The organism is Pseudonocardia bannensis (genome assembly GCF_012911875.1).
Taxonomy (GTDB): Bacteria; Actinomycetota; Actinomycetes; order Mycobacteriales; family Pseudonocardiaceae; genus Pseudonocardia; species Pseudonocardia bannensis.
Map to the genome: position 1 here is coordinate 1 of NZ_JAAXKZ010000036.1, position 23,367 is coordinate 23,367.

A 23,367-nucleotide genomic window follows, 5' to 3' on the forward strand; every position below is an offset into this window, starting at 1 on the left:
TCGCCCCGCCGCGCCCACCCGCCCCGCTCAGCACCATGCCCAGGGTCGAGATCGCGAACATGCCGCCGAACAGCCACGACGTCGGATTCTGCGGCCCGAGCACGGCGATGAACCCGACCGAACCGGCCAGCATCACCATGGGCAGCAACCGGGCCAGCACACCGGCCGGGACGATTCGCTCGGGCTCCGGTGGCGGCTCCAGGGTGAGCTCGCCGCCGGGCGTGCGCGGCAGCGTGCGGCGCGATCGAGGGACCCCGACTGTGGTCACCGGCGCTCCCTTCTCACCTCGCCCGGGCGAGCCCGGGAATCACCGAAACGGCCCCGGCGGTGGCGCGGGCGTGGCGATACTAGGCAGCCCGTCCGGCCCGCCGAGGCCGTTTGGCAGAACCCGAGGGGAGCACCGAGATGCAGGCGTCCGCTGGCCCCGGCGGGGCCTACTGCCGGCTGACCGTGCTCGCGCCGCGCAGCCGGGTGGACCTCGCGCTGCCCGTCGACGTCCCGCTCGGGGAGCTGGTGCCGATGGTGCTCGAACTGATCGACGAACCCGCCCGCTCGGCGGCGGGACACCGCCCCGTGCCCTGGCGGCTGAGCGGTCCGGCCGGGGGTCCGCTGCCGGCGGAGGCCACGCTGGCCGGGCTCGGGGTGCTCGACGGGGAGCTGCTGCGGATCGGCCCGGCCGCCCCGCCGCCACCCGCCCCCGTGTTCGACGACCCGGTGGACGCGCTGGCCGCGGCCGTCGGAGCGCGGGCCCGCGCCCCCGGCGGCATCGTGGACCGCCGGCTCGGATCCGGCGCGGTGCTCGTGCTCGCGGGCGCCGCAGCCGGACTGATCGCCGGGGTGCGCGGGACGGCTGCGGCGGGGCCACTCGTCGTGGCGTCGGCCGTGGTGCTCGGGGCGGCGAGCGCCACGGCGGCACTGCTGTACACCGCGCGTAGGGCAGGACGGGTGGCGCCGGACGGCCCGGGGCCGGGCCCGCAGCCGGACGGCGACCTCGCCGCCGCGCTGACGGCCGCGCTCGCCGCCCTGCCACCGGCCGCCGCCGCCGGCTGGGCCGCCCTGCCCGGCGCCCCCGGCGCGGCGCACCTGCTGCTGGCGGCGGCTGCGGCCGGCACGGCGGCGGCGGTGGGCCAGGCAGCGTTGCGGGTGGTCGCCCCGGCACTGGTCGGGGCGGTCGTCCTCGCAGTCGCCACCGGCTTAGCAGCGCTGCTGCGGCTCTGGTTCGACGTGCCGCTGGGCGCGCTGGCCGCCGGGCTGGGCGCCGCTGCGCTCGCGGTGGGGCCGATGCTGCCGCGGTGCGCGTTGCGGCTGGCCGGGCTGCCGCGCCCGGAGGTCCCCACCGACGCGGCTGAGCTCGTGGCCGCGGACACCGCGGGCGACCTGCTGCCGCCCGGCGAACTGGCCGAGCGCGCCGACCTGGCGCGCGGACTGCTGGCCGGGACGACCGGTGGCTGCGCTGTCGTCGCAGGCGCCGCTGCGGTGCTGGCGGCGGCGCAGCCGGGATGGGCGGGGGCCGCGTTCGCCGTGGTCACCGTCGCGGTGCTGCTGCTGCGGGCCCGCGGCTTCGTCGACCCGGTGCCGGCCCGCGCCCTACTGGTCTCCGGTCTCGTCGCCGGGATCGGCACGCTGGTACCGGCCGCCGGCGCCGCGGGGCCGGTCGGGCGGGTGGCCGGCGCACTCGCCCTGCTGCTCACAGCGGCGCTGCTGGTCCACCGCGGGGACCGGGTCGGGTCGCCGGTGGCCCGTCGCGCCGTGGACGTGCTCGAGGTCGTGCTGGTGGCGCTCGCGATCCCGCTGGCCCTGGGGGCCATGGGGCTGTACGAGCTGGTACGCGGGCTGTGAAGGCTGCGTCGGTGGCGCTGGTCCTGACGCTCGCACTCGTCCCCGCCGCGCAGGTCGCTCCCACCCCACCGCCGGTCCAGGGCTCCCCGCCCGCGGGTCGCACGCCCGGCCCGGCCCCCGGGTTGCACGGGCCCGGCAGATGCGTCGCCACCGACGTCCCCGGGTCCCGGCCCGGTTCCGGCCCGCCCGTGCCTGTCCGGCCTCTCGATGCCGTGCACGCGCTCGCCACCGGCGCCGGCCAGCGCATCGCCGTGATCGACACCGGGGTGTCGCCGCATCAGAGGCTGGCCGGGCGGCTGCGCGGCGGCGGGGACTTCCTGGAAGGGACCGACGGCCTGGACGACTGCGACGGGCACGGCACCGCGGTCGCGGGGCTGCTCGCCGCGGCCCCCGATCCCGCCGACGGTTTCGTCGGGGTCGCACCGGGCGCCGAGGTCCTCTCCATCCGGCAGTCCAGCGCGCTGTTCACCGTGCCGGGGCCGGGCGGGGCACGGCGCCCGGCAGGTGACACCGACACGCTCGCCGAAGCGATCGTGCTCGCGGTCCGGCAGGGCGCGACCGTCGTCAACATCTCCGAGGCGGCGTGCCTACCGGCGGACCGAGCGGCGGTGGCCGGGCGATCGCTGCAGGCCGCGCTGCGCTTCGCGGTCGAGGCGGACGTCGTCGTGGTCGCCGCGGCCGGGAACATCGGCACCGGCGGATGCACCGGGGAGGACGTCGAGGAGGTGTCGCTGCCGGGTTGGTACGGGCCGGATGTGCTGACGGTGGCCGCGGCCGAACCGGACGGCACCGCGGCCCGGTTCTCGGTGCCCGGCCCGTGGGTCGACCTGGCCGCGCCCGGCACCGGACTGCGCTCGCTCGCCGTCGGCCGCGGGCTCACGAGCCCGGACGTGCAGGGCACCAGCTTCGCCACCCCGTGGGTCGCGGGTGTGGCCGCGTTGCTGCGCGAACGGTTTCCCCGGCTGACGGCCCGGGAGGTGGCCGATCGGATCCTGGCGACCGCGCGGCGCCCCGCGGGTCCCGATCCGGCGGTCGGCCACGGTGTCCTCGATCCGGTGGCCGCGCTGACGGCCGAGCCGCTGCGATTGCCCGCGGACCCGCCGGTGGAACGCCCGACGGCCGCGCTGCCCGGGGCCCGGCCCGCCGCCACCGGCACCCCGATGGGCGCGCCCGCCGCGCTCGCAGTGGTGGTACTGCTCGGCGCGGTGGTGCTGGCCGCCCGACGGCTGCGGATCAGCCCCCGCCGCTCCCCGGCGGGTCGACCACATCGATGACCCGTGCGGCGTCCGCCACGTCGAGCGCCGGCCCGGTCGGGAGCAGCCGCAGGGCCGTCTCTGGGGCCGGATCGGACCGGGTGATGCCGAGGGCGGCGGCCGAGGCGTCGTCGGGCACGCCGTGGCCGACCCCGGTCGCCGAGACCAGCCACAGTGGTCCGGTGCCCGCGGGCTGTCCCGGGACGGTGGCGCGTACCGGTCCGCCCCCGCCGGGGGCGAGCAGCACGGTGTCGGCGCGCTCACCCGCTCCGTCGGCCTGTGCGAGCGCGACGGGCCTGGCGTCGGCGGGCGCCGGTGGGCGGTCCCCGACCAGCACCGACACACCGGGCTCGGCTCCGGCCGACCAGGTCCAGCACACGACCGGCGCGTCCGGCGGCTCCGCCCACCGGGCCGGGCCGGACGGCCAGCCGGTGAGGTCCAGCTCGTCGAGCAGCGGCGTCGCGGCGACGACGGCGGGTCCGACCGGGACCGGTCCGGCGCCGCCCGCGGCGGTCAGCACCTGGGCGGCGAGTGCCGGGACCTCCTGGAGACCTCCGGCCAGCACCAGGAACGAGCGGGTGGCGCCACCGGCGGTGGTCGTGGTCAGGACGTCGCCGATTCCGCCCGGCACGCCCGCCGGGGCTCGCCCGGGCCGGAGTGTCGGGGTGGCCAGGGGCGGCCCCTCGGGGATACCCGAGACCAGTCCCGGACTCGCCGGCCGGGGCGACCGCCCGGCGAGACCGAGGGCCGCGAGCACGGGGCGATCGTCCGGGTCCACCCGGTGGCGCCGGCCGTCGACCACGACGTAGGTGTCGCCACCGGGCACCGCCAGCAGCACCCCGGTGTCCGACGGCGCCGGTGCCGCCTCGGCCGCACCGCCGACGACCGTGGTACCGACGAGCCGGGCCCGGCCTTCGGGATCGACCTCGTCGCAGACGGCCCAGCGGGGCGCGATGCCGGGGCCCTCCGGGTGGACGGCCACCGCCCCGGGAACGAACGCGGTCGCGGTCCGCGGGGCACGTGCCAGGTCGTCGTCGGGCACCACGACGGGCACCGCCGGATCCGCCCCGGACCCGGCGGCCCCCAGCGCGCCCAGCACCAACCGGCCGGCGGCCAGGTTCGCGACCGGCACCAGCCGGTCGGGATCGTGCGCCACCGCGTACATCGCCCCGGAGGAACCGCCGACCACGAGCGCCTGGCGCGTCCAGTCCGGTCGGGGCACGACCAGCGCGTAGACGGCGACCCCGCCGAGCGCGAGCAGACCGAGCAGGACGCCGGCCATCGCGGCGCGGCGTTGCGACCGGATCTGTTCGTGCAGCGGAACCGGGTCGCCACGCACGAGCGCGGCCTCCAGCCGGCGCAGCCCGAACCGGTAGGCGTCGACCTGGTCACGAGTGGCCGGAGCACGAGGCACCCACCGCACGCTAGCCAACCACCCGCGCCCCCGAGCCGAATTGACCAAACCCACCCCGCCGGCACCACGCCCGCGCTCACGAACGGCACTTTCGCTCGAACCCATGTGAACGAAGTGCCGTTCGTGGCGGAGAAGGCTGTCGTCAGGCCTGCGGGAGGCGCACGTTGCGGGTGATGTCCGCCCGGGCGGCCAGCTCGTCGTCGGGCGGGTAGTCGACGCCGACGAGGGTGAGCCCGTGGGCGGGCGCCACGGCGACGTCGTTCGCTCGCTCGGTGCGGGTCAGCAGGCTCGCGGGCCACTCGACGGCCCGGCGGCCACGGCCGACGTCGAGCAGCGCGCCGACGAGGCTGCGCACCATCGAGTGGCAGAAGGCGTCGGCCGAAACCTCGGCGACGACCACCCCGTCCTCGCCGCGGCTCCAGGACAGCCGCTGCAGCTCGCGCACCGTCGTCGCGCCCTCCCGGCGGCGGCAGAACGCGGCGAAGTCGTGCTCACCGAGCAGCCCCGCCGACGCGGCGTTGACGGCGTCGAGGTCGAGCGGGTGCGGCCAGGAGACGGTGTCGCGGGCCCGCAGTGGATCGGCGCCGTGCACGGCGGTGGCCACCCGGTAACGGTAGTGCCGGCGCAGCGCGGAGAAGCGGGCGTCGAACGCGGCCGGTACCGCAGTCACGGCCCGCACCCGCACGTCCGGGGGCAGCAGCCGGGCCAGCCGGCGCACCGTCCACGCGGTGTCCAGGTCCGCGGGCAGGTCGGCGTGTGCGACCTGGCCCGTGGCGTGCACCCCGGCGTCGGTCCGGCCCGCCACGGTCAGCGCGACCGGCCTGCGCAGCACCGTCGACAGCGCGTCGGTGAGCACACCGCACACCGTGCGCAACCCCGGCTGCATCGCCCACCCGGAGAAGTCGGTGCCGTCGTAGGAGATCTCGAGCCGGTGGCGCGCCCGGTCGACGTCCGGGGCGGTACCGACAGCAGCGAGCCCGCCGTCCGGACGGACGGCGGGCTCGCTCGGGTGGTGCGGGTGCGTCAGGAGTTGTCCTCGGACGACTCCGCGCGCTGCGACGCGGGCAGCTCGAACCCGGCGGCCTCGGCGGCCTCCGGGGTGGCGAACCAGACCTCGGCCACGGTGCGGTCGTAGTGCGACGAACCGGGGACGTGGTACAGCTTCGAGTCCTCGTTGCCCTTGATCGGGAAGCCCTCCGGGGCCTCGGACGCATCGGCCAGCGGGGCGTGGCTGCCCTCGCCGTACGGCGCGTCCGCGGTGGAGGTGCTCTCCTCGGTCACGGTGTCGGCAGCCGGGGCCGCCTCGGTGTCGGCGACCGGGGCCGCCTCCGCCTTCTCCTCGACCGGGGTGCTGGCGGCCTGCGACGCGGCGACCCGGCGAGCACGCTCGGCCTCGTCGGTGACCGTCTTCTGCGAGACCAGCTCGATCACTGCCATGGGGGCGTTGTCGCCCTTGCGCGGCAGTGTCTTGGTGATCCGCGTGTAACCGCCGTTGCGGTCGGCGAAGAACGGGCCGATGTCGGCGAGCAGCCGGTGCACGACGGTCTTGTCGCGGATCACCTTCTGGATCTCGCGGCGGTTGTGCAGGTCGCCGCGCTTCGCCTTGGTGATCAGCCGCTCGGCGTACGGACGGAGCCGGCGCGCCTTCGCCTCGGTCGTGGTGATCCGGCCGTGCTCGAACAGCGCCGTCGCCAGGTTCGCCAGCATCAGCCGCTGGTGCGCGGGTGAGCCGCCGAGGCGGGGCCCCTTGGTGGGCTGAGGCATGGCTACAGCTGCTCCGTTTCTGCGTAGTCCTGGCCGTCGTCCCCGAAGTTGTCGGGGTCGAACCCGTCGGAGCCGTACTCGGCGGCCGCGGCCGACGGGTCGAATCCGGGCGGGCTGTCCTTGAGGGCCAGGCCGAGGCCGACGAGCTTCATCTTGACCTCGTCGATCGACTTGGCGCCGAAGTTGCGGATGTCCAGCAGGTCGGCCTCACTGCGGCCGACCAGCTCACCCACCGTGTGGATGCCCTCGCGCTTGAGGCAGTTGTAGGAGCGGACGGTGAGGTCCAGCTCCTCGATCGGCATCGCGAAGGCCGCGATGGTGTCGGCCTCCTGCGGCGACGGGCCGATCTCGATGCCCTCGGCGTCCACGTTCAGCTCGCGGGCCAGGCCGAACAGCTCGACCAGGGTCTTGCCGGCCGAGGCCAGCGCGTCCCGCGGGGTGATCGAGGGCTTGGTCTCCACGTCGAGCACCAGCTTGTCGAAGTCGGTGCGCTGCTCGACGCGGGTGGCCTCCACCTTGTAGGTCACCTTGAGCACCGGCGAGTAGATCGAGTCGACCGGGATGCGGCCGATCTCGGCGCCGGTGGCCTTGTTCTGCATGGCCGGCACGTAGCCGCGACCCCGCTCGACGACGAGCTCGACCTCGAGCCGGCCCTTGTCGTTCAGCGTCGCGATGTGCAGGTCCGGGTTGTGCACGGTGACACCGGCCGGGGGAACGATGTCACCCGCGGTGACCGGGCCGGGGCCCTGCTTGCGCAGGTACATGGTCACCGGCTCGTCCTCCTCGGAGCTGACGACGAGCTCCTTGAGGTTGAGGATGATGTCGGTGACGTCCTCCTTGACACCCGGCACGGTGGTGAACTCGTGCAGCACGCCGTCGATGCGGATGCTGGTCACCGCCGCCCCGGGGATCGAGGACAGCAGGGTCCGGCGCAGCGAGTTGCCGAGCGTGTAGCCGAAGCCGGGCTCGAGCGGCTCGATGACGAACCGGGAACGGGTCTCGGTGACCGAGTCCTCGGTGAGAGTGGGGCGCTGAGAAATCAGCATGGGATGTTGCCTCCTTCAGGCCCGTGACGACCGCTATTTGACGCCACGGAGAAACCCCCGGCGCCTCCCTGCGGCGCCGGGGGTGTCGAACCACTACTTGGAGTAGAGCTCGACGATCAGCTGCTCGGTGACCTGGGTGTCGATCTGGGCCCGCTCGGGCAGCTGGTGGACCAGGATGCGCAGGGTCGAGGGAACGACCTGCAGCCACGCCGGAACCGGGCGGTCGCCCACGAGCTCCTTGGCGATGATGAACGGATCGGTGTTCAGCGACTTCGGCTTCACGTCGATCACGTCGTACTGCGAGACGCGGAAGCTGGGGATGTCCACCTTCTGGCCGTTGACCAGGAAGTGGCCGTGGTTGACCAGCTGGCGGGCCATCCGCCGGGTCCGGGCGAGGCCCGCCCGGTACACGACGTTGTCCAGCCGCGACTCGAGGATCTGCAGCAGGTTGTCACCGGTCTTGCCCTGGCGACGGTTGGCCTCTTCGTAGTAGCGGCGGAACTGCTTCTCCAGCACGCCGTACGCGAAACGGGCCTTCTGCTTCTCCTGCATCTGCAGGAGGTACTCGGTCTCCTTGATCCGGATCCGGCCGTGCTGGCCGGGCGGGTAAGGACGGCGCTCGAACGCCTGGTCGCCGCCGACGAGGTCGACCTTCAGCCGGCGGGACTTGCGGGTCATGGGTCCGGTGTAACGAGCCATCTCTGGTTCTCCCTCCCCTAGACCCGGCGCCGCTTGGGCGGACGGCAGCCGTTGTGCGGCTGCGGGGTGACGTCGGAGATCGTGCCGACCTCGAGGCCGGCGGCCTGCAGCGAACGGATCGCGGTCTCCCGGCCGGAGCCCGGGCCCTTCACGAACACGTCGACCTTCTTCATGCCGTGCTCGGCGGCCTTGCGGGCGGCGTTCTCCGCGGCCATCTGCGCGGCGAACGGCGTCGACTTGCGCGAGCCCTTGAAACCGACGTGGCCGGCGGAGGCCCACGCGATCACGGCACCGTTCGGGTCGGTGATCGACACGATGGTGTTGTTGAAGGTGCTCTTGATGTGCGCGTGGCCGTGCGCGACGTTCTTCTTCTCCTTGCGCCGGACCTTCTTGGGGCCGGCGCCGGCGCGAGTGCGGGGCGGCATTACTTCTTACCTGCCTTCTTCTTGCCGGCGACCGTCTTCTTCGGTCCCTTGCGGCTGCGGGCGTTGGTCTTGGTCCGCTGGCCGCGCACCGGCAGGCCACGGCGGTGGCGCAGGCCCTGGTAGCAGCCGATCTCGATCTTGCGTCGGATGTCGGCCTGCACCTCACGGCGCAGGTCGCCCTCGACGCGCATGTTGTTCTCGATGTACTCGCGGAGCTTCGCGAGGTCCTCGTCGCTCAGGTCGCGGGAGCGCAGGTCGGCGCTGATCCCGGTGGCGTCGAGGATCTCCTTCGAACGGGACCGGCCGATCCCGTAGATGTAGGTGAGCGCGATCTCCATCCGCTTCTCGCGGGGGAGGTCGACGCCGGCGAGTCGTGCCATGCGGCGGTGTTCTCCTTGTTCTGTTCGCCCAGGTCTGCTCAGCGCCCGTCCTCCGAACCGACTCGAGGATCGGAGGCCCCGGCCTGGTCCGGGGGCGGGCCGCGCCCGTGTGGCACGGCAGGTGCGCTGAGTTCCTCTGTGTTGCTGCGTGCCTGAGGCCCGCGAGGAAGTGCGGGTGATCAGCCCTGGCGCTGCTTGTGGCGCAGGTTCTCGCAGATCACCATGACCCGCCCGTGACGGCGGATCACCTTGCACTTGTCGCAGATCTTCTTGACGCTCGGCTGGACCTTCACGCCTGTGCCTTCTGGTTGAGGTCGGTCACTTGTAGCGGTAGACGATGCGGCCGCGGGTCAGGTCGTACGGAGACAGCTCCACCACCACCCGGTCCTCGGGGAGGATCCTGATGTAGTGCTGCCGCATCTTCCCGCTGATGTGAGCCAGGACCCGGTGCCCGTTCTCCAACTCGACGCGGAACATCGCGTTCGGCAGGGGTTCGACGACCCGGCCCTCGACCTCGATCGCCCCGTCTTTCTTGGCCATGTCCTCCGCGTTCCGTGACAGGTTCGTTCGACGAATCGTGCTGTTCGATCTTTCCGGGCACGCGTCGCCACCGGGACCGGAGGTGCGGGAGGCACGACGGAACCGGCGCCGTGAAGCGCGCCGAATCACCAGTGTACGTCCGTTGCGCGAGTGACCGCACATGGGGTACACGATCCAGCCGGTCAGCGCTCCGCCGACACGGCAACTCGGTCGAGCACGAATCCGCCACCGATCCCTACGGGCTCGGCGCGCAGACCCTCGGGCCACACCCCGGAGCGTGCGGCCCCACGTCCTCCATGATGCCCGCCGTCCGGCGGCACCGCCACCGGCCGCGCTAATTCACGCGCCACCCGGACACCGGTCCGGCTAGCGTGGCCGGCGCCTTGACCTCGACCCCGGTACAGGTAGTTCCGTGGAGCGGTGATGACCGAACGACCAGCCGGGACCGTGGACGCCGGCCGCCGGTTGCCCCGTCCGCTCCGTCCCTTCCGCCATCGCGAGTACCGGTACCTGGCCGCGTCCCTGGCCGCGTCGTTGTTCGCCAGCGGCCTGTGGCTGGTCGCGATCGTCTGGCAGGTGATCGACCTCGGCGGCGGGCCGTCCGAACTGTCGATCGTCGCGGCCGCGTCCAGCCTGGGGCTGCTGGCCAGCGCGCTCATCGGCGGGGTCGCGGCCGACCGGTTGCCCCGGCGCGCCCTGCTGATGGCCGTCGAGGGTGTCCGGATCCTCTCGGCCACGGCCGCGGGCCTGCTCGCGGTCGTCGGCCTGCTGGAGCTCTGGCACCTGGCCGTGGCCGCCTTCGTCATCGGCGCGGCCGAGGCGTTCTTCTTCCCCGCCTACTCCGCCCTGCTGCCGACGTTGCTCCCGGCGGACGAGCTGCTGGCCGCGAACGGCGTCGAGGGCACCCTGCGTCCGATCGCCCAGCAGGCCCTCGGCCCGGCCCTCGCCGGGGTGCTGGTCGGTGCGTTCCTCCCGGGTGTCGCCCTCCTGCTGGCGGGCGGGATGTACACGGCCGCCCTCGTCGCGCTGGCCGCGATGCGGCCCCTGCCCGCACCGGCCCCGGCCGGCGGGAGCACCGTGCTGCTCGACCTCGGCGAAGGCTTCGCCTACCTCTTCCGGACCGGCTGGCTCTTCGCCTCGCTCGCCTTCGCCACGGTGTACGTACTGGTGATCACAGGCCCGATCGAGGTACTTCTCCCGTTCGCCGTCCGCGACCGGACGGGCGGTGGCGCGAGCGGATTCGCGCTCGTCCTGGCCTCGTACGGGGTGGGTGCTGCGCTCGGCTCGCTCCTCGTGTCCTGGTGGCGGCTGCCACGGCGCTACCTGACGGCGATACTCCTGCTGTGGGGCGCGGGTGCCGCACCGCTGGCCGTGCTCGGGCTCACCCGTGAGCTCTGGGTGATGGCCGTCGCGCTCTTCGTGGTGGGGTTCACGGGCGCGGCGGGGATGGTCATCTGGGGGACGTTGCTGCAGCGGAGGGTCCCGCCGCATCTGCTCGGCCGGATCTCGAGCCTGGACTTCTTCGTCTCGCTCGCGCTGATGCCGGTGTCGATGGCGCTGGCCGGACCGGTCGGTGAACGGCTCGGCATCCCGATCACGTTCGTGCTGGTGGGCGTCGTCCCCGTCTTCCTCGCGGTGGCCGCGATCCTCGGCTGGCGGCTGCCGCGCGATGAGATCGCGAACCCGCTCGACGCCCGTCCCGCGGACGACCCCGCGCCGGTCACCACGAGCTGACCGGCGCCTCGGCGGGAGGGCTGACCGAGGCGATCGAGCCGGGGCCGGTGGGCACGGGCGGGGGTCGGAGAAGATCACGTGCGTGTTCGGGTCGGCCCGGCTCAGCGCCCACAGCCCGGCGGCGGCAAAGACCAGCGCGGCGAGGATCGCCAGGACCGACCGGCAGCGGCGATGACGACGCCGCCGGCCCGAACTCGCCCGCCGGTAGGCGGCGGGGCCGGCGTGCACACCAGCCGCTCGCGGTCGAGCCTCTCGACCGGCCCGCGCGGAGCCACGGCGCGGGGGGTGGCGGTGCCGGAGTCCTTCATCATCGGGCGACCGCGGAGGGGCGATGTCCGCGGCTCGCACCCCACCGGTCCAGCACGGGCGTCGCCACGGTCGCGACGGACAGGTTGAGGCGAGCGCGGCCGCCTTCGCGAGCAGCGACACCGACCGCGCGATCCGGACCTCGTGCTCAGGGCATCGTCGCGCTGCGGACCACAGTCTCGGCAGCAGCAGGAACAGGATCGGACTCAGGTCGGCCGGCGCCCGAGGTCGGGGAGCGCGTCGCGGCGGTGGAACCAGCGTGCCGAGAACGCCGGCAGCGAGGTGCCGCCGAGAAGCGCGACGAATACGACAGTGGCGGCCGGTTCGTCCATCGGCCACCTCTTCTCGCCCGCCTCACCCTGCGCGCGGGCTCGCGCAGCGGGAGGCTACGCAGACCCCGACGGTGGTGTCCGTGGTCGCCTGGCGGCGAGAATCATGGAGATCGGCGTAAACCGGGCGGCTCGGGTCGGCAACGAGACCACGGAACCGCGGCGAGGGCGCCGCGGACGGTGCAAGGAGAGCTGATGCTGACGACATCGGTACACCAGGGCGCGCAGCGATCGCGCCGACTGAGCGACGGCGGCGCGGCGACCCGGGGAGGCTCGTCGTGAACGTCCTCGAGGCACGGCCGCGGATCAATCCCCGGTCCGTGCTCATCTGGAGCACGGTGGCGATCATCGGAGCGGTGGCGTGGGGGGTGCTCGCCCTCTCCCGCGGGGAGGAGATCTCCGCGATCTGGTTGGTGGCGGCCGCGCTCGGTTCGTACGCCATCGCCTACCGCTTCTACGCGCGCTGGATCGCCCGGAAGGTCCTGCAGGTCGACGACTCCCGCGCGACGCCCGCCGAGCGGCTCGACAACGGCATCGACTACCAGCCCACCGATCGCCGCGTGCTCTTCGGTCACCACTTCGCCGCGATCGCGGGCGCCGGTCCGCTGGTCGGTCCGGTGCTCGCCGCGCAGATGGGCTACCTGCCCGGCACGATCTGGATCATCGTCGGGGTCATCTTCGCCGGCGCCGTGCAGGACATGGTCACCCTGTTCTTCTCGATGCGCCGCGACGGGAAGAGCCTCGGCCAGATGGCGCGCGACGAGATCGGCCCGGTCGGCGGGGCGGCCGCGTTGTTCGCCGTGTTCACCATCATGATCATCCTGCTCGCGGTGCTCGCGCTCGTCGTCGTCAACGCGCTCGCGAAGTCGCCGTGGGGCACGTTCTCCATCGCGATGACGATCCCGATCGCGCTGTTCATGGGCTTCTACATGCGGGTGCTGCGCCCCGGCCAGGTCGTCGAGACCAGTTTCATCGGCGTCGCACTGCTGCTGCTGGCCATCGTCGCCGGTGGCTGGGTGCAGGAGTCGAGCTGGGCCGGCGTGTTCACCCTCGACCCGCGCACCCTGGTGATCTGCCTGGTCATCTACGGCTTCGCCGCGTCGGTCCTGCCGGTATGGATGCTGCTCGCGCCACGGGACTACCTGTCGACGTTCATGAAGATCGGCACGATCGTGCTGCTGGCCGTCGGGGTCATCGTCACGAACCCGGTGCTGAAGATCGAGGCGTTCACCGATTTCGCGTTCTCCGGCAACGGTCCGGTGTTCGCCGGGTCGCTGTTCCCGTTCGTGTTCATCACGATCGCCTGCGGCGCCCTGTCCGGCTTCCACGCGCTCATCGCCTCGGGCACCACGCCCAAGATGATCGAGAAGGAGTCGCAGGTCCGGCTCATCGGCTACGGCGCCATGCTCATGGAGTCCTTCGTGGCGGTCATGGCCCTGATCGCCGCGTCGGTGATCGATCCCGGGTTGTACTTCGCGATGAACGCGCCCGCCGGCCTGCTCGGCAACACCGTCGAGTCGGCCTCGGCGGCGGTCAACAACCTCGGGTTCTCGATCACGCCGGAGGCGCTGGCGGGCGCGGCCGCCGCCGTGCAGGAGAGCACGCTGGTCGCGCGCACGGGCGGCGCACCGACCCTCGCCGTCGGCATGTCGGAGATCTTCTCCGGAACCTTCGGCGGTGACGCCCTGCGGGCGTTCTGGTACCACTTCGCGATCATGTTCGAGGCGCTGTTCATCCTCACCACGGTGGACGCCGGCACCCGGGTCGGGCGCTACATGCTCCAGGACACCCTCGGCAACGTGTACAAGCCGATGGGCGACGTGAACTGGAAGCCGGGCCTGTGGATCACGAGCGCGGCCGTCGTCGGCGCATGGGGCTACTTCCTCTACGCCGGCGTCACCGACCCGCTCGGCGGGATCAACCAGCTCTTCCCGCTGTTCGGCATCGCCAACCAGTTGCTCGCGGCGATCGCCCTGACGGTCTGCACCACGCTGCTGATCAAGACGGGCCGGGCGCGCTACGCCTGGGTCACCGGGATCCCGCTGGCCTGGGACGTGGCGGTCACGCTCACCGCCAGCTACCAGAAGGTGTTCTCGGCCGACCCGAAGTTGGGCTTCTTCGCCCAGCGGGAGAAGTTCGCCGCAGCGCTGGAACGCGGCGAGGTGCTCGCCCCGGCCAAGAACCTCGGCGAGATGCAGGCCGTGATCACCAACTCCACGGTCGACGGCGTCCTGGCGGCGCTGTTCGCCTCGCTGGTCATCATCGTGGTCGGCAACGCGATGCTGGTCTGGTACCGCGCGCTGACCTCACCGGAGCCTCTGCCCAGCACGGAGGCACCCGCGGTGCCCTCGCAGATCGTGGCACCGGCCGGGCTGATCCCCACGGCGGAGGAGAAGCGGGCGCTCGCGGCGGCCGGTGAGCGATCGTGACCCGGCTCTGGAACGGCGTGCGCTGGTACCTGCGGGAGCTCACCGGCGAGACGCAGTACGACCGCTACCTCGAGCGGCACGCCCGGGAGCACGCCGGCACGCCGCCGCTGTCGAGGCGGGAGTTCGAGCGGCGCCGCATCGACCGCGCCGATGCCCGGCCGGGCAGCCGCTGCTGCTGACCGAGCGGGTCCGGCGAGCCACGTGGCTCGCCGGACCCGCCTGGCGCCACTACAGCGCCTTGAGCTCCTCGGTCACCTCGACGACCGACTTCTTCGCGTCACCGAACAGCATCGACGTCCGGTCGGCGTAGAACAGCGGGTTGTCGATGCCGGCGAAGCCGCTGCTCATCGAGCGCTTGAGGACGATGACCGACTTCGACTCGTCGACATTCAGGATCGGCATCCCGTGGATCGGCGAGGACGGGTCGTTGCGCGCCGCCGGGTTGGTGACGTCGTTCGCCCCGATCACCAGCGTGACGTCGGTGCGGGAGAACTCGTCGTTGACCTCGTCCATCTCCTTGAGCGCGTCGTAGGGGACGTCGGCCTCGGCGAGCAGCACGTTCATGTGCCCGGGCATGCGGCCGGCCACCGGGTGGATGGCGTACTTGACCTCGACGCCCTTGGCCTCGAGCAGCTTGGCCATGTCCTTGACCGCGTGCTGGGCCTGCGCGACGGCCATTCCGTAACCGGGCACCACGATGACCTGCGACGCGTAGGCCATCTGGATGGCCGCGTCCGCCGCGCTGGTCGACTTCACGGTGCGCTCGACGCCGTCCTCGGCGCCCGGCAGCGTCCCGCCGCCACCGAACCCGCCGGCCACGATCGCCGGGATCGACCGGTTCATCGCCTTGGCCATCAGGTTGGTCAGGATCGAACCGGAGGCACCGACGATCATGCCTGCGACGATCATCGCGGTGTTGTCCAGCGCGAGGCCGGCGGCAGCCGCCGAGAGCCCGGTCAGCGCGTTGAGCAGCGAGATGACGACCGGCATGTCGGCACCGCCGATCGGCAGCACGACCATGACGCCGAGGACCGCGGCGACCAGGAGCAGGCCGATGATCCAGAGCTCGGACGCCCCGCCCATCCCGGCCATCACGGCGCACACGACGGCGCCGATCAGCAGCACGGCGTTGACCACCTGCTGCGCCTTCCCCAGGCCCATCGGACGGCCGGGCAGGATCTCCTGCAGCTTGCCGAACGCGATCAGCGAGCCCCAGAACGACACCGAACCGATGATCGCCGCGAACAGCGACGCGATGACCACGTACGCCGGCTCGTCGGTGAAGCCGGCGGTCATGCGGAACTCCGACCACGCGATCAGCGCGACCGCCCCACCGCCGACGCCGTTGAACAGCGCCACCATCTGCGGCATCGCGGTCATCTTGACCTGGCGGGCCGAGGGCACACCGAGCAGGGTTCCGAGCACCAGGCCGAGGATGATCAGCAGCCAGTTGTGCGTACCCGGCATGAGCAGCGTCGCCACCACCGCGACGACCATGCCGACCGCGGCGATGTGGTTGCCCCGCACCGCGGTCTTGGGCCCGGTCAGGCCCATCAGGCCGTAGATGAACAGCGAGAAGGCGACGATGTAGAGGATAGGGATCAGCGTGGCCATCAGCCCTCGACCTTTCCGTCGGCCGAGACCTTGTCCGCCGCCGGCGGCTCGGGCTTGGACTTGAACATGGCCAGCATCCGGTCGGTCACCAGGAAACCACCGACCACGTTGATCATGCCGAACGTGATCGCGACGACCAGGATGATCTGGTCCACGAGCGACGGGTTCTCCGCGTGACCGAGCACGATCAGCCCGCCCAGCAGAACGATCCCGTGGATCGCGTTCGTACCCGACATCAGCGGCGTGTGCAGCGTGTTGGGCACCTTCGAGATCACCGCGAAGCCCACGAACCCGGCCAGCACCAGGATCGCGAGGTTGGCCAGCAGTCCGGTCTCCATCAGGCGTCCTTCCCTTCACGCGTCACGCAGGACTTGGCGAGCACCTCGTCGTCGAAGTTCGGGGCCAGCGCCCCGTCCTCGTCGAGCATCAGTTCCAGCAACGCCGAGACGTTGCGCGCGTACAGCTCGCTCGCGTGCTCGGGCATCGTGGCCGGCAGGTTCAGCGGCGACGCGATCGTCACGTCGTGTTTGACCACGATCTCGCCCGGCTCGGTCAGCTCGCAGTTGCCGCCCGCCTCGCCGGCCAGGTCGACGACCACGCTGCCCGGCCGCATGCCCCTGACGGCCTCCGCGGTCACCAGCGTCGGGGCCTTGCGCCCGGGGACCAGCGCCGTCGTGATCACCACGTCGAACCCGGTGATCGCCTCTTCCAGCCGCTTCTGCTGCTCCGCGCGCTCGTCGTCGGTCAGCTCCCGGGCATAGCCGCCCTCGCCCGCCGCGTCGATGCCCAGGTCCAGCCACTGCGCCCCCAGCGACCGCACCTGGTCGGCCACCTCCGGGCGCACGTCGTAGCCCGTCGTCCGCGCGCCGAGCCGCTTGGCGGTCGCCAGCGCCTGGAGACCGGCCACCCCGACGCCCAGCACCAGGGCGGTCGCCGGCTTCACCGTGCCCGCGGCGGTGGTCAGCATCGGGAAGAACCGGGTCGAGCGGTCGGCGGCCAGCAGCACCGCCTTGTAGCCCGCCACGTTCGCCTGCGACGACAGCGCGTCCATCGACTGGGCGCGCGAGATCCGCGGGATCGACTCCATCGCGAACGCCTGCACCCCCGCCGAGCGAAGGGCCACGATCGTCTCCGGAGCGGTGAGCGGAGCCAGGAACCCGATCATCGTCGCTCCCCGGCGCAGCCGGCCGATCTCCTCGGCCGACGGCGGCGCGACCTTCACAACGACCTCGGAGTCCCACGGATCTCCGATGCTCGCACCCGCGGCGGTGTACAGCTCGTCGGGAATCAACGCTCCCAGCCCGGCTCCCGCCTCGACCACGACCTGAACACCGCGGCCGACCAGCTTCTCCACGACCTTCGGCACCAGCGCGACGCGACGCTCATCCTCACCGGACTCGCGGGGCACACCCACCGAGGTGGGGCGCTGCGCTTCGGCTTCTGCATTCATGGGGGGAACTTAGACCAGCGGAGCCGTCTCGGGGCCCTCCACCGCGAGGCCTTGATCACTGTCTGGCAGTACATGCGTACTACCAGTAACCGCCCGCGACGTGCGGCCGAGGTCAGTCGGCCGGGGCGGTGAGCAGCCAGGGACCGTCCTCGGTGACGGCCACGCTGTGCTCCCAGTGCACGGCCCGGCTACCGTCGGCCGTGACGACGGTCCAGCCGTCGGAGAGCTCGCGGGTCTCGGGGTCGCCCGCCGTGAGCATCGGCTCGACGGCGAGCGCCATCCCGGGCTTGAGCCGCGGGCCCTGACCGGGATCGCCGAAGTTGGGCAGGAACGGGTCCATGTGCATGGAACTCCCGATGCCGTGCCCGCCGTACTCCGCGACGATGCCGTAGTCGGCGCGGTCGCGATGGGCCGACTTCTCGCACGAGACCTGCACGGCGTGCGAGATGTCGGACAGCCTGGCCCCGGCCTGCACGGCCGCGATGCCGGCGTACAGCGCCTCCTCGCAGGCCGCGGACAGCGCCAGGTCGGCGGCCGACACGGTCCCGATCGGGATCGTGACGGCCGCGTCGCCGTGCCAGCCCTCCAGGATCGCGCCGCAGTCGACCGAGATGAGGTCCCCTTCAGCGAGGATCTGACCAGCCGACGGGATGCCGTGCACGATCTGCTCGTTGACCGAGGCGCAGATGCTCGCCGGGTAGCCGTGGTAGCCGAGGAAGGACGGCACGGCTCCGGCGTCACGGATGGTCTGCTCGGCGAGCGCGTCGAGCTCCGCCGTGCTCACCCCCGGCCGCGCCAACTCGGTCACCGCCTTCAGCGTGGCGGCCACCAGCGCACCGGCGGCCCGCATGGCCTCCAGCTCGCCACGGGACTTGATCTCGATGTCGCGTCCGCGCAGCCGGGCCAGGGCCCCGCGGACACCCCGCCGGCCACGGTTCACAGCTGCGCTCCCGTCATCGCCTGTCGCGCAGCGCGTCCGTGACCCGGTCGGTGATCTCCTCGACCGAGCCGACGGCATCCACGCTGACCAGCCGGTCGCTGTAGAAGTCGAGCAGCGGGGTGGTGTCCTGGCGGTACACCTCCTGGCGCCGGCGGATCACGTCCTCGGTGTCGTCGGAGCGGCCCCGCCCGAGCAGCCGCTGAACCACGACGTCGTCGGACACGGCGAACTCGACGACCGCGTCGAGCTCGGTGCCGTTCTCGGCGAGCAGGGCGGCCAGCGCCTCGGCCTGCGCCGCGGTCCGCGGAAAGCCGTCGAGGATGAAGCCCTTGGCCGCATCCGGGTCGGCGAGCCGGTCCCGGACCATGCCGACGGTCACCTCGTCGGGGACGAGCTCCCCGGCGTCCATGTACCGCTTCGCCTCGACACCCAGCGGGGTCTCATCGCGCAGGTTCGCGCGGAAGAGGTCACCGGTGGAGATGTGCGGGACGTCCAGCCGCTCGGCCAACCGCTCCGCCTGGGTTCCCTTGCCCGCACCTGGCGGACCGACCAGAACGAGTCGCACGCGACGCGACCTCCCTGCTGCTCTGTGCTCGTGTCAAAGCTGATGTCAAACGCTGATACCGCCGCAACGCTACTGTGCGGCAGCCGACGTCGGCCTTCCGGTCGGAGGGCCGGGGTGTCCTCGCGGGCGACCTCACACCGCGTCGCAGGACTGTCGGCTTCACCCTAACGCAGGAACCCTTCATAGTTGCGCTGCATGAGCTGGCTCTCGATCTGCTTCACCGTGTCCAGCCCGACCCCGACCATGATCAGCACAGCGGTACCGCCGAACGGGAAGTTCTGGTTCTGCCCGCTGCCGGTGATACCGAGGAAGAAGTTCGGCAGCACCGCGATGATGCCCAGGTACAGCGATCCGGGCAGCGTGATGCGGGAGAGCACGTAGTTCAGGTACTCCGCCGTCGGGCGACCGGGTCGGATGCCGGGGATGAAGCCACCGAACTTCTTCATCTCGTCGGCGCGCTCATCGGGGTTGAACGTGATGCCGACGTAGAAGTACGTGAAGAAGATGATCAGGCCGATGTACAGGAGAATGTGCAGCCAATTCGACTGATCGACCAGATAGGTGCGGACGAACGCCTGGAAGGCTCCGTCCTCGTTCCCGGCGAGCCGCGCGATCAGGTCGGGCAGGTACAGCAGCGAGCTACCGAAGATGACCGGGATGACGCCGGCCTGGTTCACCTTCAGCGGCAGGTAGGTCGAGGTACCGCCGTACATGCGACGGCCGACCATGCGCTTGGCGTACTGCACCGGGATCCGGCGTTGCCCCTGCTCGACGAACACGACGCTCGCGATGATGGCCAGGCCGAAGAAGCAGACACCGGCGAACACGAGCGGACCCGAGTTGTCGAGGATGTTCTTGCCCTCGGCCGGGATCCGGTGCGCGATGGAGGCGAAGATCAGCAGCGACATGCCGTTGCCGATGCCGCGTTCGGTGACCTGCTCGCCCAACCACATGACGACGGCCGTACCGGCGGTCATCACGATCACGATGATGGTCAGCGAGAAGATGCCGGAGTCGGGAATGATCGGCAGTGTGCAGTTGCCGAACAGCTGCCCCCGGTCGGCGAGCGCGACGATTCCGGTCGCCTGCAGGATGGCCAGCGCGATGGTGAGGTAGCGGGTGTACTGGGTCAGCTTGTTCTGACCCGACTGCCCTTCCTTCTTCAGTTGCTCGAACCGCGGGATGACGACGGTGAGCAACTGCACGATGATGCTGGCCGTGATGTAGGGCATGATCCCCAGCGCCAGGATCGACAACTGGAGCAGCGCCCCGCCGGAGAACAGGTTGATCAGCGAGTAGACGCCGGCGTTGTCCCCGCCCTCGACCTGCCGGATGCATTCCTGGACGTTCGGGTAGGAGACACCGGGCGAGGGGATGTTGGCACCGAGACGATAGATCGCGACGATGCCGAGCGTGAAGAGGATCTTCTTCCGGAGGTCGGGCGTGGCCAGTGCCGACCGGAACGCGCTGAGCACTCGGGGATCCTCCTGTACTGAGTGGGCACCGTCCGTGGAGAACACGCGGGAGCCGGCATGCCCGGCTCCCGGCGGACGGGCCCGGCGCGACCAGCACCGCCTGCGCCCGTCCGGCGCCCGCGCCGGCCCCGTGGAGAAACCGAACGCGGAAAAGACTCTAACAGCGACGACGCCGCCCGCACGCCCGCCCCGGGTGTTACCACAGGGCAGGAATGCGGACGGCGCCTCGGACTTACAGCTCGGTGACGGAACCGCCGGCGGCGGTGATCTTCTCGCGGGCGCTGCCGGAGAACGCGTGTGCGCTCACCGTCAGGCTGACCCCGTTGATCTCGCCGTTGCCGAGCACCTTGACGGGCTGGTTGCGCCGGACCGCACCGATCGCGATCAGCTCGTCCGGACCGACCGTCCCGCCCTCGGGGAAGAGCCGCGCGAGGTCGCCGACGTTCACGACCTGGTACTCCACCCGGAACCGGTTCTTGAAGCCCTTGAGCTTGGGCAGCCGCATGTGCAGCGGCATCTGCCCGCCCTCGAAGGCGGCCGGCACGTTCTTCCGGGCCTTGGTGCCCTTCGTACCGCGACCGGCGGTCTTGCCCTTGCTGCCCTCACCGCGGCCGACCCGGGTCTTCTCGGTCTTGGCCCCGGGTGCCGGACGCAGGTGGTGGATCTTGATGGCGCTCATCAGGAGCCGACCTCCTCCACCGTCACGAGGTGCCGCACGGTGTTGATCATGCCGCGGATCTGCGGGGTGTCGTCCCGCTCCACGGACTGGCGGATCTTGCGCAGCCCGAGGGAGTGCAGGGTCGCCCGCTGGTTCTGCTTGCGGCCGATCGAGCTACGGACCTGGGTGATCTTCAGCTTCTCTGCCATCGCGCTCACGCCCTCGCGCCCTGTGCCGCGGCCGCACGGGCACGCAGCATCTGGGCCGACGCGACGTCCTCGAGAGGCAGGCCACGGCGAGCGGCCACCTCCTCCGGACGCTGGATCTGCTTCAGCGCGGCGACGGTCGCGTGCACGATGTTGATCGCGTTGTCGCTACCCAGCGACTTCGAGAGCACATCGTGGATTCCGGCGCACTCCAGCACCGCACGCACCGGACCACCGGCGATGACACCGGTACCGGGGCTGGCCGGGCGCAGCAGCACCACGCCCGCAGCGGCCTCACCCTGCACGCGGTGCACGATCGTGCCGCCGATGCGGGGGACGCGGAAGAAGTTCTTCTTCGCCTCCTCCACGCCCTTGGCGATCGCGGCCGGCACCTCCTTGGCCTTGCCGTAGCCGACGCCGACCAGGCCGTCGCCGTCACCGACGATCATCAGCGCTGTGAAGCTGAAGCGCCGACCACCCTTGACGACCTTGGCCACGCGGTTGATGGTGACCAGTCGCTCGATGTACGGGGTCTTGTCCTGGGCCGCCCCGCCACGGCCTCCGTCCCGGCGGTCCCGGCGGTCGCCGCTGCGCTCGCCACCAGGCCCTCCGCCGTCACGCCGTGTACGTCCCGGCATCAGACGTTCCCTTCCATCTTCTCAATCATCATCAGAACTCCAGCCCGCCCTCGCGAGCGGCGTCGGCCAGCGCCGCGATACGGCCGTGGTACTCGTAGCCACCCCGGTCGAACACGACGGCCGTCACGCCGGCCTCGCGGCCCCGGGCGGCGATCAGCTCGCCGACCTTGGCGGCGCGAGCCTTCTTGTCGCCGTCCAGCGCGCGGACGTCGGCCTCCATCGTCGACGCCGAGGCCAGCGTGTGACCGGCCAGGTCGTCGATCAGCTGCACGAAGACGTGCCGCGAGCTGCGGTGGACGGCCAGGCGAGGCCGCTCGGCACTGCCGTGGACCTTCTTGCGCAGCCGGAAGTGCCGTTGCGCCCGCCCGATGCGGCGCTGCTGCGACACCTTCGAGCCGGCCCGCTTCTTGGCGGCGGCGGTCGTTGTGGTCTCGGCCATCACTTACCCGTCTTTCCGACCTTGCGCCGGATCACCTCGCCGGCGTAACGCACACCCTTACCCTTGTACGGGTCGGGCTTGCGCAGCTTCCGGATGTTGGCGGCGACCTCGCCGACCAACTGCTTGTCGATGCCGGAGACCGAGAACCTGGTCGGCGTCTCCACCGTGAAGGTGATGCCCTCCGGAGCCTCGATCACGACCGGGTGGCTGAAGCCGAGCGCGAACTCGAGGTTGGAGCCCTTCAGCGCGACGCGGTAGCCGACGCCGTGGATCTCCATCTTCTTCTCGTAACCGGCGGTCACACCCACCACGAGGTTGTTGACCAGCGTGCGCGACAGGCCGTGGAAGGCCTTTGTCTTGCGCTCGTCGTCCGGGCGCCCGACGACGATGACGCCGTCCTCGCGCGCGACGGTGATCGGCTCGATCACGGTGTGCGACAGGGTGCCCTTCGGCCCCTTCACGGTCACCGTGCGGCCCTCGATGGCCACGTCGACGCCGGACGGAACGGGGATCGGCAGCTTCCCGATACGGGACATCGTCTACTCCCCTCTCACCAGACGTAGGCGAGGACTTCCCCGCCCACGCCGTTGCGGTTCGCCTGCTTGTCGGTCAGCAGACCGGTCGACGTCGAGATGATCGCGACGCCGAGGCCACCGAGGACCCGCGGCAGGTTGGTGGACTTCGCGTAGACCCGCAGGCCGGGCTTGGAGACCCGGCGCAGACCCGCGATGCTGCGCTCCCGGTTACGCCCGTACTTCAGCTCGATCACCAGGGACTTGCCGACCTCGGCGTCCTCGGTGCGGTGCGAGGCGATGTAGCCCTCCTTCTGAAGGATCTCGGCGATCGCCACCTTCAGCTTGGAGTGCGGCATCACGACCTGGTCGTGGTAAGCCGAGTTCGCGTTGCGCAGACGTGTGAGCATGTCTGCGATCGGATCGGTCATCGTCATGGTGACGTCGTCACTTTCCCGCCCTGGTTCCCCGAGGGGCCTGTGGCGATAGATGCACTAGGTGCGTGTGCCGGAGGCGGCACTTACCAGGAGCTCTTGCTCACGCCGGGCAGCTCACCTGCGTGCGCCATCTGGCGCACGCAGACACGGCACAGCCCGAACTTGCGCAGGACGGCGCGGGGACGCCCGCACTTCTGGCAGCGGGTGTAGCCGCGCACGGCGAACTTCGGCTTCTTGGCCGCCTTGATGATCAGCGACTTCTTCGCCATGGCGGG

At 71.6% G+C, this 23,367-nt stretch carries 29 protein-coding genes; 5 read left to right on the top strand and 24 right to left on the bottom strand.

The window, feature by feature from the left end; genetic code table 11:
• Positions 1–268, bottom strand: a 268-nt coding sequence (locus HF519_RS12085; RefSeq protein WP_169413014.1) for a hypothetical protein, incomplete at its 3' end; no start/stop codon positions are given.
• A gap of 137 nt (positions 269–405) precedes the next feature.
• On the opposite strand from HF519_RS12085, the gene eccD reads away from it, so the two are divergent.
• Together eccD and mycP are read left to right on the top strand one after the other, a co-directional pair.
• Positions 406–1,839 (top strand): type VII secretion integral membrane protein EccD, encoded by a 1,434-nt coding sequence (gene eccD, locus HF519_RS12090; protein WP_169413015.1) that lies wholly within the window; start codon positions 406–408, stop codon positions 1,837–1,839.
• A 188-nt stretch (positions 1,840–2,027) separates the two neighbouring features.
• A complete protein-coding gene (gene mycP / locus HF519_RS12095; protein WP_211169912.1) occupies positions 2,028–3,113 on the top strand; it encodes a type VII secretion-associated serine protease mycosin in 1,086 nt (361 codons plus the stop codon).
• Here mycP and eccB read toward each other — a convergent pair.
• From eccB to infA, 9 genes are all read right to left on the bottom strand, one after another.
• Positions 3,073–4,506, bottom strand: a complete 1,434-nt coding sequence (gene eccB / locus HF519_RS12100; RefSeq protein WP_169413017.1) for a type VII secretion protein EccB — start codon at positions 4,504–4,506, stop codon at positions 3,073–3,075. The two genes, mycP and eccB, sit on opposite strands and share 41 nt — an antisense overlap.
• A gap of 142 nt (positions 4,507–4,648) precedes the next feature.
• Complete coding sequence (truA, locus tag HF519_RS12105; protein WP_312860064.1) at positions 4,649–5,428, bottom strand: tRNA pseudouridine(38-40) synthase TruA; 780 nt, start codon at positions 5,426–5,428, stop codon at positions 4,649–4,651.
• A 101-nt stretch (positions 5,429–5,529) separates the two neighbouring features.
• Positions 5,530–6,270, bottom strand: a complete 741-nt coding sequence (rplQ, locus tag HF519_RS12110) for a 50S ribosomal protein L17, sunset domain variant (RefSeq protein ID WP_169413018.1) — start codon at positions 6,268–6,270, stop codon at positions 5,530–5,532.
• 2 nt (positions 6,271–6,272) lie between these two features.
• On the bottom strand, positions 6,273–7,316 hold the full coding sequence (locus tag HF519_RS12115; RefSeq protein WP_169413019.1) for a DNA-directed RNA polymerase subunit alpha: 1,044 nt from the start codon (positions 7,314–7,316) through the stop codon (positions 6,273–6,275).
• Between the two features lie 93 nt (positions 7,317–7,409).
• A complete protein-coding gene (gene rpsD, locus HF519_RS12120; protein WP_169413020.1) occupies positions 7,410–8,015 on the bottom strand; it encodes a 30S ribosomal protein S4 in 606 nt (201 codons plus the stop codon).
• A 17-nt stretch (positions 8,016–8,032) separates the two neighbouring features.
• The gene (gene rpsK, locus HF519_RS12125) at positions 8,033–8,440 is read right to left on the bottom strand and encodes a 30S ribosomal protein S11 (protein WP_169383899.1); all 408 of its coding nucleotides are present in this window, start codon (positions 8,438–8,440) and stop codon (positions 8,033–8,035) included.
• A complete protein-coding gene (rpsM, locus tag HF519_RS12130) occupies positions 8,440–8,820 on the bottom strand; it encodes a 30S ribosomal protein S13 (protein ID WP_169413021.1) in 381 nt (126 codons plus the stop codon). The genes rpsK and rpsM overlap by 1 nt, the downstream gene beginning before the upstream one ends.
• A 179-nt stretch (positions 8,821–8,999) precedes the next feature.
• Positions 9,000–9,113: a 50S ribosomal protein L36 gene (rpmJ, locus tag HF519_RS12135; RefSeq protein WP_010148647.1), complete on the bottom strand. Its 114-nt coding sequence runs from the start codon at positions 9,111–9,113 to the stop codon at positions 9,000–9,002.
• Positions 9,114–9,138: 25 nt separating this feature from the next.
• Positions 9,139–9,360: a translation initiation factor IF-1 gene (infA, locus tag HF519_RS12140; protein WP_028929190.1), complete on the bottom strand. Its 222-nt coding sequence runs from the start codon at positions 9,358–9,360 to the stop codon at positions 9,139–9,141.
• Between the two features lie 423 nt (positions 9,361–9,783).
• On the opposite strand from infA, the gene HF519_RS12145 reads away from it, so the two are divergent.
• Positions 9,784–11,094, top strand: a complete 1,311-nt coding sequence (locus tag HF519_RS12145; RefSeq protein ID WP_169413022.1) for an MFS transporter — start codon at positions 9,784–9,786, stop codon at positions 11,092–11,094.
• A 512-nt stretch (positions 11,095–11,606) separates the two neighbouring features.
• On the opposite strand, the gene HF519_RS32335 is transcribed toward HF519_RS12145, so the two are convergent.
• Positions 11,607–11,732, bottom strand: a complete 126-nt coding sequence (locus tag HF519_RS32335; protein ID WP_281358502.1) for a hypothetical protein — start codon at positions 11,730–11,732, stop codon at positions 11,607–11,609.
• 275 nt (positions 11,733–12,007) lie between these two features.
• Between HF519_RS32335 and HF519_RS12150 the strand changes: the two genes are divergently transcribed.
• Entirely contained in the window at positions 12,008–14,158 is a 2,151-nt protein-coding gene (locus tag HF519_RS12150; RefSeq protein WP_312860061.1) for a carbon starvation CstA family protein, read from the top strand.
• Complete coding sequence (locus HF519_RS12155) at positions 14,155–14,337, top strand: YbdD/YjiX family protein (protein ID WP_312860062.1); 183 nt, start codon at positions 14,155–14,157, stop codon at positions 14,335–14,337. Before HF519_RS12150 ends, HF519_RS12155 begins: the two co-directional genes overlap by 4 nt.
• A gap of 49 nt (positions 14,338–14,386) precedes the next feature.
• Here the strand turns inward: HF519_RS12155 and HF519_RS12160 are convergent, their stop codons facing one another.
• The 13 genes from HF519_RS12160 to HF519_RS12220 all read right to left on the bottom strand — a co-directional run bounded on the left by HF519_RS12160 (position 14,387) and on the right by HF519_RS12220 (position 23,361).
• The gene (locus HF519_RS12160; protein ID WP_169413023.1) at positions 14,387–15,772 is read right to left on the bottom strand and encodes an NAD(P)(+) transhydrogenase (Re/Si-specific) subunit beta; all 1,386 of its coding nucleotides are present in this window, start codon (positions 15,770–15,772) and stop codon (positions 14,387–14,389) included.
• Positions 15,772–16,110: an NAD(P) transhydrogenase subunit alpha part 2 gene (locus tag HF519_RS12165; RefSeq protein ID WP_169413024.1), complete on the bottom strand. Its 339-nt coding sequence runs from the start codon at positions 16,108–16,110 to the stop codon at positions 15,772–15,774. Before HF519_RS12165 ends, HF519_RS12160 begins: the two co-directional genes overlap by 1 nt.
• Complete coding sequence (locus tag HF519_RS12170) at positions 16,110–17,222, bottom strand: Re/Si-specific NAD(P)(+) transhydrogenase subunit alpha (protein ID WP_169413025.1); 1,113 nt, start codon at positions 17,220–17,222, stop codon at positions 16,110–16,112. Before HF519_RS12170 ends, HF519_RS12165 begins: the two co-directional genes overlap by 1 nt.
• A 112-nt stretch (positions 17,223–17,334) precedes the next feature.
• Complete coding sequence (gene map, locus HF519_RS12175; protein ID WP_312860063.1) at positions 17,335–18,162, bottom strand: type I methionyl aminopeptidase; 828 nt, start codon at positions 18,160–18,162, stop codon at positions 17,335–17,337.
• Positions 18,163–18,175: 13 nt separating this feature from the next.
• Positions 18,176–18,727, bottom strand: a complete 552-nt coding sequence (locus HF519_RS12180) for an adenylate kinase (RefSeq protein ID WP_169413027.1) — start codon at positions 18,725–18,727, stop codon at positions 18,176–18,178.
• 164 nt (positions 18,728–18,891) lie between these two features.
• Positions 18,892–20,202, bottom strand: coding sequence for a preprotein translocase subunit SecY (gene secY / locus HF519_RS12185; RefSeq protein WP_169413028.1), 1,311 nt, complete (start codon positions 20,200–20,202; stop codon positions 18,892–18,894).
• A 232-nt stretch (positions 20,203–20,434) separates the two neighbouring features.
• Positions 20,435–20,881, bottom strand: a complete 447-nt coding sequence (gene rplO / locus HF519_RS12190) for a 50S ribosomal protein L15 (protein WP_169413029.1) — start codon at positions 20,879–20,881, stop codon at positions 20,435–20,437.
• A complete protein-coding gene (gene rpmD / locus HF519_RS12195; RefSeq protein WP_169413056.1) occupies positions 20,881–21,069 on the bottom strand; it encodes a 50S ribosomal protein L30 in 189 nt (62 codons plus the stop codon). The genes rplO and rpmD overlap by 1 nt, the downstream gene beginning before the upstream one ends.
• Positions 21,070–21,074: 5 nt before the next feature.
• Entirely contained in the window at positions 21,075–21,704 is a 630-nt protein-coding gene (rpsE, locus tag HF519_RS12200; protein ID WP_169413030.1) for a 30S ribosomal protein S5, read from the bottom strand.
• Positions 21,705–21,735: 31 nt separating this feature from the next.
• Positions 21,736–22,143 carry a 50S ribosomal protein L18 gene (rplR, locus tag HF519_RS12205; protein ID WP_169413031.1) on the bottom strand — a complete coding sequence of 136 codons (408 nt, stop codon included), beginning with the start codon at positions 22,141–22,143 and terminating at the stop codon, positions 21,736–21,738.
• Positions 22,143–22,679: a 50S ribosomal protein L6 gene (rplF, locus tag HF519_RS12210; RefSeq protein WP_169413032.1), complete on the bottom strand. Its 537-nt coding sequence runs from the start codon at positions 22,677–22,679 to the stop codon at positions 22,143–22,145. Before rplF ends, rplR begins: the two co-directional genes overlap by 1 nt.
• A gap of 14 nt (positions 22,680–22,693) precedes the next feature.
• Positions 22,694–23,092, bottom strand: coding sequence for a 30S ribosomal protein S8 (rpsH, locus tag HF519_RS12215; protein ID WP_169413033.1), 399 nt, complete (start codon positions 23,090–23,092; stop codon positions 22,694–22,696).
• Between the two features lie 83 nt (positions 23,093–23,175).
• Entirely contained in the window at positions 23,176–23,361 is a 186-nt protein-coding gene (locus HF519_RS12220; RefSeq protein WP_169413034.1) for a type Z 30S ribosomal protein S14, read from the bottom strand.
• Between the last annotated feature and the right edge of the window lie 6 nt (positions 23,362–23,367).

What these genes read in the sequence shown, in the direction of transcription:
- rplO (WP_169413029.1), bottom strand. Translation starts at nt 20,881, where the DNA reads ATGAGCGCCATCAAGATCCACCACCTGCGTCCGGCACCCGGGGCCAAG.
- rpmD (WP_169413056.1), bottom strand. Translation starts at nt 21,069, where the DNA reads ATGGCAGAGAAGCTGAAGATCACCCAGGTCCGTAGCTCGATCGGCCGC.
- rpsK (WP_169383899.1), bottom strand. Translation starts at nt 8,440, where the DNA reads ATGCCGCCCCGCACTCGCGCCGGCGCCGGCCCCAAGAAGGTCCGGCGC.
- HF519_RS12170 (WP_169413025.1), bottom strand. Translation starts at nt 17,222, where the DNA reads ATGAATGCAGAAGCCGAAGCGCAGCGCCCCACCTCGGTGGGTGTGCCC.
- rplF (WP_169413032.1), bottom strand. Translation starts at nt 22,679, where the DNA reads ATGTCCCGTATCGGGAAGCTGCCGATCCCCGTTCCGTCCGGCGTCGAC.
- HF519_RS12160 (WP_169413023.1), bottom strand. Translation starts at nt 15,772, where the DNA reads ATGGCCACGCTGATCCCTATCCTCTACATCGTCGCCTTCTCGCTGTTC.
- rpsD (WP_169413020.1), bottom strand. Translation starts at nt 8,015, where the DNA reads ATGGCTCGTTACACCGGACCCATGACCCGCAAGTCCCGCCGGCTGAAG.
- HF519_RS32335 (WP_281358502.1), bottom strand. Translation starts at nt 11,732, where the DNA reads ATGGACGAACCGGCCGCCACTGTCGTATTCGTCGCGCTTCTCGGCGGC.
- infA (WP_028929190.1), bottom strand. Translation starts at nt 9,360, where the DNA reads ATGGCCAAGAAAGACGGGGCGATCGAGGTCGAGGGCCGGGTCGTCGAA.
- rpsH (WP_169413033.1), bottom strand. Translation starts at nt 23,092, where the DNA reads ATGACGATGACCGATCCGATCGCAGACATGCTCACACGTCTGCGCAAC.
- HF519_RS12220 (WP_169413034.1), bottom strand. Translation starts at nt 23,361, where the DNA reads ATGGCGAAGAAGTCGCTGATCATCAAGGCGGCCAAGAAGCCGAAGTTC.
- rpsE (WP_169413030.1), bottom strand. Translation starts at nt 21,704, where the DNA reads ATGCCGGGACGTACACGGCGTGACGGCGGAGGGCCTGGTGGCGAGCGC.
- eccD (WP_169413015.1), top strand. Translation starts at nt 406, where the DNA reads ATGCAGGCGTCCGCTGGCCCCGGCGGGGCCTACTGCCGGCTGACCGTG.
- rplQ (WP_169413018.1), bottom strand. Translation starts at nt 6,270, where the DNA reads ATGCCTCAGCCCACCAAGGGGCCCCGCCTCGGCGGCTCACCCGCGCAC.
- HF519_RS12145 (WP_169413022.1), top strand. Translation starts at nt 9,784, where the DNA reads ATGACCGAACGACCAGCCGGGACCGTGGACGCCGGCCGCCGGTTGCCC.
- HF519_RS12165 (WP_169413024.1), bottom strand. Translation starts at nt 16,110, where the DNA reads ATGGAGACCGGACTGCTGGCCAACCTCGCGATCCTGGTGCTGGCCGGG.
- rplR (WP_169413031.1), bottom strand. Translation starts at nt 22,143, where the DNA reads ATGGCCGAGACCACAACGACCGCCGCCGCCAAGAAGCGGGCCGGCTCG.
- HF519_RS12115 (WP_169413019.1), bottom strand. Translation starts at nt 7,316, where the DNA reads ATGCTGATTTCTCAGCGCCCCACTCTCACCGAGGACTCGGTCACCGAG.
- rpsM (WP_169413021.1), bottom strand. Translation starts at nt 8,820, where the DNA reads ATGGCACGACTCGCCGGCGTCGACCTCCCCCGCGAGAAGCGGATGGAG.